Source organism: Flavobacterium plurextorum (genome assembly GCF_002217395.1).
GTDB classification, from domain to species: Bacteria; Bacteroidota; Bacteroidia; order Flavobacteriales; family Flavobacteriaceae; genus Flavobacterium; species Flavobacterium plurextorum.
Genome location: NZ_MUHD01000011.1, coordinates 85,266 through 96,009, shown reverse-complemented (window position 1 = coordinate 96,009; position 10,744 = coordinate 85,266). Strand labels below are relative to the sequence as shown.

The window sequence follows — 10,744 nt, the reverse complement described above, 5'->3', positions numbered from 1 at the left end:
ATATTGGAATTTGGAATTTTTCATTATTGGGATTTAATAATATTGTGCTATTTTTACCATACAAAAGCTTAAACTTATGCAAAGTCCGTCTTTCTCTATTTATGATGCCTCTGCAGGATCAGGGAAAACGTATACTTTAGTTAAAGAATACCTTAAAATTATTCTTTCATCCCCAAAAAATGATGCTTATCGAAATATTCTCGCAATAACATTTACCAACAAAGCGGTTCATGAAATGAAAAGCCGTATTGTAGGGAGTTTATCTGAATTTGCGAAAGAAGAGCCTTCTGCAAAAGCAGTTGATTTAATGGAAGATTTGTCTCGCGAAACAGGACTTTCGATTATTCAAATCAAAATAAAATCTCAAAGTATCATAAAGCACTTAATTCATAATTATGCGGCTTTTGATATTTCTACCATAGATAAATTTACTCATAAAGTGATTAGGGCTTTTGCTCATGATCTAAATCTGCCAATGACTTTTGAGGTTACACTGGATACAGAAAATTTATTGGTTGAGGCAGTCGATGCGATTATTGCTCAAGCTGGTCAAGATGAAACGCTGACTAAATTACTGATCGACTTCACGATGGAGAAGACAGATGATGATAAAAGCTGGGATGTTTCTCGTGAAATTCTAGAAACAGGACGTTTAGTTTTGAATGAGAATAATCGAAATGAGATTTTGCATTTTAATGACAAAACCATAGAAGAGTTTGTTGTTATAAAAAAGAAGATGCTTGCATTGTGCAAAGATCTGGAATCGGAGAATGAGCAATTTGCTATAGAGGCACTTTCTTTACTGGATGGAAATGGTATTGATTTGAAATCTTTTTCAAGAGGAACATTTCCGAATCATCTTGAAAGTATTCGCGATGGAAAGTTTAATCCAAGAAATAAAACTTTTCATGAATTTGATGATATTGCAATTAATAAAACAGCAAAAGATAAAGCGTTAATAGAAAACTTAATTCCAGAATTGCTGAGTATTTTAAAGAAGATTTATAAGAACTTTGAAAAAAGAGATTTTTATAAAGCATTCTTAAAAAATATTACGCCCTTATCATTGCTTAATACAGTTAGTAATGAATTGGCGAAAATTCAGGCAGAGCAAAATATTTTGTCCATTTCTGAATTTAATGCTATTATTCATCGAGAAATTCAGAATCAGCCGGCACCTTTTATTTATGAGCGCTTAGGAGAGCGTTATCGTCATTTTTTTATTGATGAGTTTCAGGATACTTCAGAAATGCAATGGCAAAATTTAATTCCATTAATTGATAACGCACTTTCTGGTCAAGATGATTTAGGGAACAAAGGAACTTTGATGATTGTTGGCGATCCAAAACAGTCAATTTATCGATGGAGAGGCGGGAAGGCGGAACAGTTTATTGAATTAAGCAAAGATTCAAATCCTTTTAATAATCCAGACAAAGAAATTAAACACCTAAATACAAACTATAGAAGTTATAGTGAAGTTATTGAGTTTAATAATGCTTTTTTTAAACTCATCTCGAGTGAGTTTTCAAACTTAGATTATAAAGATCTGTATGAAAATCATAGTTTTCAGAATACAAATTCAAAAAAAGGTGGATATGTAAATATTTCTTTTCTGCCAATAATTGAAAAGAATGAAGTAGAGGAAGAAGATGTTGTTGAAAAATCTGATTTGTATGTTTTGGAAACATTAAATACAATTCGAAAAGTTGTACAAGAAGGATTTGAGTATAAAGATATTGTTATTTTAACTCGAAAAAGAGGACAGGGAGTAGCAATTGCGAACTACCTAACAGAACAGCGAATTCCGCTTTTGTCGTCAGAAACCTTGATGATTCAGAATGCAACAGAAGTGCGGTTGATTATTCATTTGCTGAAATATTTGAATAACAGCAGGGATTTAGAATCAAAAGCGCATTTTCTTCATTTCTTAGGGAATACTTTAAATATTGAAAAGCCAATACATGATTTTATTGCTCAAGGAATGGCTTATAAAAGTGAATCTGATTTTGAGAAATGGCTTTTGACTTTTGATGTTTCTCTTTCTTTTGAAAATATTCGCAAAAAATCACTTTATGAAGCTGTCGAGATAATTATCTCAAAATTTATTCTTCCGTCTGAAGGAAATGCTTATGTGCAGTTTTTTCTTGATATCGTTTTAGAAAGAGATATTAGAAATCAGGCTGGAATTGCTGATTTTTTAAATTACTGGGAAAAGAATTCTGAGAAATTTAGTATTCCCTCTCCCGAAGGAAATAATGCAGTTCGTATAATGACGATTCATAAATCTAAAGGTTTAGAGTTTCCAGTTGTAATTATGCCATTTGCGGAAGAAGATTATAATCGAAAGCCAAAAGATAAATTATGGCTTGATACTGAAGCAGAAGATTTGGGAGTTCCAAGGGCTTTGGTTGATAATAGCAGTGCAGTTGAAGGTTTTGGAGAAAGTGCTTCGGCTGTTTTTAATGAAAAGAAGCAAGAAGAGTTATTAGATAATATAAATGTCTTGTATGTTGCGTTAACACGTGCGGAAGAGCAGTTGTATGTTATTTCGCAATCTTTAAAAGAAAGAAAAGACGGAGAGTGGCCTAATAATATGGCTTCCTATTTTATAAAATACCTAATTCATGAAGGAGTTTATGAATCTGAGAAGTTAGAATATGAATTTGGAAATAAAGCAAAACTTTCAAAAGCATCAAAAGCAGCTGATTTAGTTAAAACAATTCCGGTTGTAAAAGAGGTTTTGAATCCTAAAAATATTAAGATTGCTCAGAGAGAAGCGCTCATGTGGGGAACTCATCAGCAGGAAGCAATATCGTATGGGAATATTGTGCACGAAATTTTAGCATTTGTAAAAGATAAATCAGATATTGATTTAGCAGTCACTAAGGCTATTGAAAATGGATTAGTGACAATTGAGCAGCGAGAGGCGGTTTTGAAAACGCTTTTGGAAATCGTTAATCATCCTGAGTTGAGCATTTGTTTTGATGGTGAAAATCATATTTTAAACGAGCAGACGATTGTTCAGAAAGAAGGGAAAATATTGAAGCCAGATAGAATCGTGTTGACAAAAGATAAAAAGGCATTTTTACTGGATTATAAAACAGGAGCAGTTAATTCAAAATATAAGCTTCAAATTCAGGAGTATCAGGACGCAGTAGAAGATTTGGGATATAAAGTGTTAAAAAAGGCTTTGGTGTATATAGGAACCGAAATCGATGTAGTAAATTTGTGAAAATATTAATCAGATGTTAAAGAATTATACAGTCAAAAATGGCTTATAGTGTTAATTTTTAACGTTTTAAATAAATAGAAATGTACGGTAAAATTAAAGAACACCTGCAAAAAGAATTGCAGGTTATTGAAGAAAACGGAATTTTTAAGAAAGAACGTATTATAACTTCTGCGCAAGATGCAGAAATAACTATTTCTACAGGAGCGAAAGTTTTAAACTTCTGCGCAAATAATTATTTAGGGCTTTCTTCGCATCCAGAGGTGGTTCAAGCAGCGAAAGATGCTATGGATACTCATGGTTTCGGAATGTCATCAGTTCGTTTTATTTGCGGAACACAAGATATTCATAAAACATTAGAAAAAAAGATTGCTGATTTTTATGGTACAGAAGATACTATATTATATGCAGCAGCTTTTGATGCTAATGGTGGTGTTTTCGAACCTTTATTAGGAGAGAATGATGCGATTATTTCTGATAGTTTGAATCATGCTTCTATTATTGATGGAGTTCGTTTGTGTAAAGCAGCTCGCTATAGATATGAGAACAATAATATGGATGACTTGGAGCAGCAGTTAATTAAAGCAAACGAAGCAGGTGCTCGTTTTAAATTGATTGTTACAGATGGAGTCTTTTCTATGGACGGTTTAGTGGCGCCTTTAGATAAAATCTGTGATCTAGCAGATAAATATGACGCAATGGTTATGGTAGATGAATGCCATGCTGCTGGTTTTATTGGAGCAACAGGAAAAGGAACTCTTGAAGCAAAAGGAGTAATGGGGCGTGTAGATATTATTACAGGAACTCTTGGAAAAGCCCTTGGTGGTGCTATGGGAGGATATACTACGGCTAAAAAAGAAATTATTGAATTGCTTCGTCAGCGTTCGAGACCTTATTTATTTTCAAATTCGCTTGCGCCTGCAATAGTAGGAGCGTCTATTAAGGTTTTTGAACTGTTGGAAAAAGATACTTCTTTAAGAGATAAATTAGAGTGGAATACAAATTACTTTAAAGAAGGAATGAAAAAAGCAGGATTTGATATAATTGATGGTGATTCGGCAATTGTACCTGTAATGCTGTATGATGCGAAATTATCGCAGACTATGGCTGATGAGCTTTTGAAAGAAGGTATATATGTAATAGGTTTCTTTTTTCCTGTAGTGCCAAAAGAAAAAGCAAGAATCAGAGTGCAGCTTTCTGCGGCTCATACAAAAGAACATTTAGACAAGGCTGTAAGTGCCTTTGTATCAGTTGGAAAAATGTTAAAAGTTATATAATTACCACTTTCGGGAAATTTTTGTAGGTTTTTTTTAACATTTGATTTTGTATTTAAAAAATTTGGTGTTACTTTTGCTTGTAATTAACTAAATTGTAATTAAAAAAATTAAGTATGAAACATCTTAACAAACTTTTAGTTGCTGTGATGATGGCGATGGGTTTAAGTTCTCACGCACAAGACAGTAACAATCCATGGGCGATCTCATTTGGAGTTAATGCAGTTGATACAAGAACTAGTTCTGGTGCCGGAAGCGGTTTCTTTGATCAACATTTTTCTCAGCCATTCGCTGTAAAAGACAACTGGAACATTCTTCCTTCATTATCTTACATTGGTGTAAATAGATATGTAGGTAAAGGTTTTTCTGTTGGTTTACAAGGATCTGTAAACAAAATTGATAAATATGTAACATTTAATCCAAAGGCTGTAGGGCATGATTCAAGAGGAAATGTTGTAACTAATCCTGGTGATTTAATGTACTACGGAATTGATGCTACTATCAAATACAGCTTCCAAGAATTAATCAAATCTAAAGTGATTGATCCTTCGTTATCTGTAGGTGGTGGTTACACTTTCTTCGGAGATAGCAGCTACGGAACTGTAAACCCAGGTGCTGGTGTTACTTTTTGGTTCACAGATGCTATTGGTCTTGAGCTTGCTACAAGATACAAATGGTCAGTTAGTGGTGATAGAGAAGATGCAACTGGTACTCCAGATGCTCCATCTCATTTCCAACACACTGCAGGTCTAGTTTTCAAATTCGGAGGTAAAGATACTGACGGAGACGGAATCTATGATAAAGATGATGCTTGTCCAGATGTTGCTGGTTTAAAACAATTCAACGGATGTCCTGATACTGACGGAGACGGAATCGTTGATGCTTCTGACGCTTGTCCAGATGTATTTGGTTTAGCTGCATTAAACGGATGTCCTGATACAGACGGAGACGGAATTGCTGATAAAGATGATGCTTGTCCAGATGTTGCTGGTTTAGCTGCTTTAAAAGGTTGTCCTGATACTGACGGAGACGGAATTGCTGATAAAGATGACAAATGTCCTACAGTTGCTGGTCCAAAAGAAAACGGTGGTTGTCCTTTCTTAGACGCTGACAAAGATGGTGTTGCTGATAAAGATGACGATTGTCCTACAGTATACGGTCCTGCTTCAAACAGAGGATGTCCTGAAGTTACAACTGAAGCTTTAGAAGATCTTAAAGTTCAAGCAAGAGCAGTTTACTTCAACTCAGGTAAAGCTACTTTCAAAACTGGTGACAAAGAAACTCCAGCTAGATTAGATGCAATTAAAGAAATCCTTAAAAACTATCCAAATGCGAAATTCTCTATTGAAGGACACACAGATAGCACAGGTTCTGCTAAATTGAATCAAAAACTTTCTGAAGAAAGAGCAAAAGCTGTATTAGATGCTTTAGTTCAAAGAGGTGTTAATCCAGAAAACTTAGAGTCTAAAGGATTTGGAGCTTCTCAACCAGTTGCAAGTAACAAAACTGCTGCAGGTAAAGCACAAAACAGAAGAACAGAAATTAGACACATTGGTTCTAAATACCAAGGTAAAATCTAATTTACTTTCTAAATAAATATGAAAAGCCATTCTTAATTGAATGGCTTTTTTTATTTTTATCAAATGATAAATATTTCTTTTCTAGAAAAAATAGCAACAGTAGTGATTCAAGATTATTCTGATAAACTTGCGGAAACTACTATTATTTTACCCAATAAGAGAGCTAAGGTTTTTTTAATTGAAGCGCTTAAAAAAGAGATTCAAAAAACAATTCTTTCTCCCAATATTATTAGTATTGAAGATTTTGTTCAAGATGTTGCTTCAATTCGTTCCATAGATGCAATTGAGCTTTTGTTTGAATTTTATGAAGTTTATTTATCGATTACAGAAAAGCAAAATCAACAATCTTTTGAGCTTTTTGCAAATTGGGCAAAAACGCTTTTGCAAGATTTTAATGAGATTGACCGTTATTTATTAGATCCGTCATATGTTTTGTCATACTTAAAAGACATCGAGGATATTAAGAAGTGGGGAATTGAAGTTGAAAACAAAACAAAATTATTAGAAAATTATATTGATTTCTGGAAACTTCTTCCTTTGTATTATGAATCGCTGTATAACCATTTGTTAAATAAAGCGGTTGGTTATCAAGGCTTAATTTATCGAGAGGCGGTAAATAATCTGAATCATTTTTCTAATACAATTTCGAATCATAATTTTATTTTTGCGGGATTCAATGCTTTGAATGCGGCAGAAGAAAAGATTGTACAGCATCTTTTAGCTCTAGATCAAGCGAGAATTTACTGGGATGTTGATCAGACATTTCTAAATGATCCTTTTCATGATGCTGGACTTTTTGTTCGTCGTTTTAAACAGAATTGGAAGCATTATAAATCGCATCCTTTTGAATGGATTGTAGATGATTTTTCTCAAACTAAAAACATTCAGGTTATTGGTACTCCAAAAACAATTGGACAGGCTAAATTAGCGGGTAGTATAATTGAGGATTTAATTACTGCTAATCCCGCAGCTAGTCTTGATAAAGTTGCAGTTGTGCTGGGCGAAGAAAACCTTTTAATTCCAATTTTATATGCGCTTCCTTCGTCGGTGGGAGCATTGAATATTACGATGGGATATTCTGGAAAGAATAATCCGTCGCAGATATTGGTGGCAAAATTTTTCAAAATGCATACTAACGCGCTTTCTCGTGCAGGCGGCAGTTATGTTTTTTATTATAAAGATGTTCTCGATATTTTAACCCATCCCTTAGTCGAGCCATATGCCGATAGTAATCATTTAGTTAAAATTATTAAAGAGAATAATTATACTTTTATTACTTTAAACAAGATCTTAGAGCTTAATCCGAATCCGAGCAAGTTGTTTTCTTTGTTGTTTCAAAAATGGGAGAATGGGTCTATTGCTGTTTTGGAAAATATTTCAGCAATTTTACTGCTGATTAAAGAAAATTTCAGCAGTGACAATGAAGAGGAAAAGATTGCTAAAACTTTTGTGTACGCTGTTTTTAAAGTGATTAATAAACTGATTAATTATTATTCGCAGCATAAGCACATCGATAATATTGATACGCTTCATGCAATTTACAAGCAGATTATTGATGTGGCTGAAGTTTCTTTTGAGGGAGAACCTTTACGTGGTTTACAGCTTATGGGAGTTCTTGAAAGTCGTGTTTTAGATTTTGAGACTGTTATTGTGACCTCAATGAATGAAGGAAAATTTCCTGCAGGAAAATCACAAAATTCTTTTATTCCTTATGATGTTAAAAAAGAACTTGGATTGCCAACTTTTAAGGAGAAAGATGCGATTTATACCTATCATTTTTATCATTTATTGCAAAGAGCAAAAAATATTTATCTGATTTACAATACAGAGAATGATGGTTTAGATGCTGGGGAAAGAAGCCGTTTTATTACTCAATTAGAAGTTGAAAAACAGTCCAAACACAATTTGACTTTTGACATATATAATCCTGTTTTGCCTGATACGGCTTATCAGCCAATGGTGATTCCAAAATCAGAAGCAGTATTAGAACGTTTAAAAGAAATTGCAGCTGCAGGTTTTTCACCTTCGGCTTTGACAAGTTATATTAGAAATCCAATTGATTTTTATTTTCAAAAGATACTTCGTATAAGAGAAGTTGAAGAGGTGGAAGAGAATATTGCTTTAAATACGCTGGGAACTATTATTCACGAAACTCTAAAAGCGTTGTATGATCCTTTTATTGATAAGTTTATTTCTGAGACCGATATTAAAAATTGTTTCGATTTGCTTGATGATGAAGTTTTGAAGCAGTTTAAATTAGTTTATAAAGAAGGTGAAATTAAAAAAGGTCGTAATCTTTTGGCTTTTGAAGTAGCTAAACGAAATGTTTCTAATTTTTTAAAAATGGAACTGGATTCTATAAAAAATGGGGATGCTGTTAAGATTATAGCTTTAGAAAAAACATTCGAGCGTGAATTAAATCATCCAAATCTGCCGTTTCCGGTTTTGATTAAAGGAAATGTGGATCGTATTGAACTTCGAAACGGAAGAATAAGAATTATTGATTATAAGACAGGAAAAGTTGAAAAGGCTAATGTCGTGCTTAAATCATGGAATGGTTTGACACAAGAGCTTAAAAACGATAAAATAATTCAGGTTTTGGCTTATGCTTTCATGTTTGAGAATGAAGCTGGCGATATTCCAATGGAAGTTGGAATTATATCATTTAAAAATCTAAAATCAGGTTTTCTGCCATTTGGTTTCAAAGAAGACAAAGAGCTCAATTTGACAGTGACTAAAGAAATCTTAAAAAACTACTTAGAAGAAATAGTTTTGCTTTTAAATGAAATTCTAGATGTAATAATTCCTTTTGAGGAAAAAATAAACTAAACAATTAGAAAACTGTCTAACATATTTGAGTTTTTTAAAACCACTTTGGTAATTAATTTTGCCATTTGTGCCGTTGCGGTTTTGCTGGCTGGATTTGATTCCTTTTTTGTTGTATTTCTTAGTTTTGGCTTTTTAGTGAGTATTGGTTTTAAAGAGATATATAGGAAAAATGACTATTTATTTTATTTGAATAATGGAGTTTCAAAATTAGAATTACTGTTTTTTAGTTATTTGTTGACTTTTTGTTCTTCGGTTTTTATTGCTTTTATTGTGTTGCTAACAAATAAGTTGTTTTGAAGAAGCATGTTTTAGAAATAGAGGGAATCCAAAAGAGATTTGATGAAAAAGTCATACTCTCCGATGTTTATTTAAAATGTGAAACGACACAAATTATTGGTTTATTAGGAAGAAATGGCGCGGGAAAATCAACTTTGTTAAAGATTATTTTCGGTGTAATTCCTTCTCCCGATAAATGTATTCGTATTGACTCTGTTTCGAAAAATAATAAAAATATATTGTTGAATGAAGTGAGTTATTTGTCACAAGAGCAGTTTATTCCGAATTATTTATCTGTAAAAAAAGCTATTTCATTGTCTATAGATAGAAAGAGTAGAATTGTTTTTTGTCAAGATAAATTTGTTCAATCTCTTTTAAATAAAGCAATACATCATTTGTCAAGCGGCGAATTACGTTATTTAGAAATCAAGATTTTGCTTTTTAATTCTTCAAAATTTATTTTACTAGATGAGCCATACAATGGATTGTCTCCAATTATGATAGATTTGGTGAATGAAATGATAAGAACAAATGCGGATAAAAAAGGCTTTATCATTACAGATCATGATTATGAAAATGTCATTAAAATTTCAACTCAGTTGATTTTGTTGAAAGATGGAAAGACGCATCATATAAAAGAAAAAAAAGAACTAGTTGAAAAAGGCTATCTCTTGAGTTTAGACGCGCTTAAAGCGGAGTAAAATAAAAGCAGCCTTTTTGGATTAGACTGCTTGGACTTGATTTATTTTAGTTTTTTAATCAAAAAAATTAAGCAGGATTGTTTTTAATTCTTCTTTGTTTTCGATGTGACTCATATGTCCGTCTTCAAACGAAACTAATTCAACTGTTGTATCATGAATTTGAGAAAGACTTTCTTCGTAGTTTAAAACGGGATCTTTTTTGCCTAAAACTAATAAAACAGGAAAACGATTTTCGTGTAAAAGTGCTTCTCTGTCCTTTCGTATTTTCATTCCTTCCAAAGAAGCTATGATTCCTTGTAAAGGTGTTTTTAAGGCCTGTTCTCTTGCGTTTTCAATTTCCTTCACTAATCGAGTGCGATTGTTTTCACTGAATAAATTAGCTATGGCCAAACTTACAAAGTTGACGTAGTTTTGTTTTACCGCTTTTATAGCGCGAGTTCTATTTATTTTTTTCTCGGCGCTGTCTTCTTTAGAAGTTGAATTTAATAAAACCAGTTTTTTAATGTTGTTTGGAAACAATTCGGCGAAAGCCAAACCAACGTAACCGCCCATAGAATGTCCGAGAATAGTTGCTTTTTCAATTTTTAAATGCTGTAAAACTTCATGAACAGCATTCGCATTATCTTCCATTTCGTGAACATATCCTAGAGAATCGGAATCACCGTGACCTAATAAATCGATTGTTATTACGCGATATTTTTCTGAGAAAAGAGCAGCATAATCTTTCCACATTTTTTTGTTTTCCAGGAAACCGTGAAGTAAAACAATTGTATTTCCTTTTCCAGTATCGGAGTAAGATATTTTGGTATTTTTATATAAAGTGTGATTCAAAATGTAAATTTTATAGGGCAAAAA

6 protein-coding genes are annotated in these 10,744 nt (G+C 32.8%); 5 read left to right on the top strand and 1 reads right to left on the bottom strand.

Annotation, left to right across the window (positions count from 1 at the left end):
• The first annotated feature begins 76 nt into the window (after positions 1-76).
• The 5 genes from B0A81_RS05560 (at position 77) to B0A81_RS05535 (ending at position 9,889) form a co-directional block, all read left to right on the top strand.
• Positions 77-3,232 (top strand): UvrD-helicase domain-containing protein, encoded by a 3,156-nt coding sequence (locus tag B0A81_RS05560; RefSeq protein ID WP_089057098.1) that lies wholly within the window; start codon positions 77-79, stop codon positions 3,230-3,232.
• An 80-nt stretch (positions 3,233-3,312) separates the two neighbouring features.
• On the top strand, positions 3,313-4,506 hold the full coding sequence (gene kbl / locus B0A81_RS05555) for a glycine C-acetyltransferase (protein WP_089057097.1): 1,194 nt from the start codon (positions 3,313-3,315) through the stop codon (positions 4,504-4,506).
• Positions 4,507-4,619: 113 nt separating this feature from the next.
• Entirely contained in the window at positions 4,620-6,083 is a 1,464-nt protein-coding gene (locus tag B0A81_RS05550; protein ID WP_089057096.1) for an OmpA family protein, read from the top strand.
• A 63-nt stretch (positions 6,084-6,146) separates the two neighbouring features.
• Positions 6,147-8,912 (top strand): PD-(D/E)XK nuclease family protein, encoded by a 2,766-nt coding sequence (locus B0A81_RS05545; protein ID WP_089057095.1) that lies wholly within the window; start codon positions 6,147-6,149, stop codon positions 8,910-8,912.
• Positions 8,913-9,205: 293 nt separating this feature from the next.
• Complete coding sequence (locus tag B0A81_RS05535) at positions 9,206-9,889, top strand: ATP-binding cassette domain-containing protein (RefSeq protein ID WP_089057093.1); 684 nt, start codon at positions 9,206-9,208, stop codon at positions 9,887-9,889.
• 54 nt (positions 9,890-9,943) lie between these two features.
• On the opposite strand, the gene B0A81_RS05530 is transcribed toward B0A81_RS05535, so the two are convergent.
• A complete protein-coding gene (locus B0A81_RS05530; protein WP_089057092.1) occupies positions 9,944-10,720 on the bottom strand; it encodes an alpha/beta fold hydrolase in 777 nt (258 codons plus the stop codon).
• Positions 10,721-10,744 lie beyond the last annotated feature (24 nt).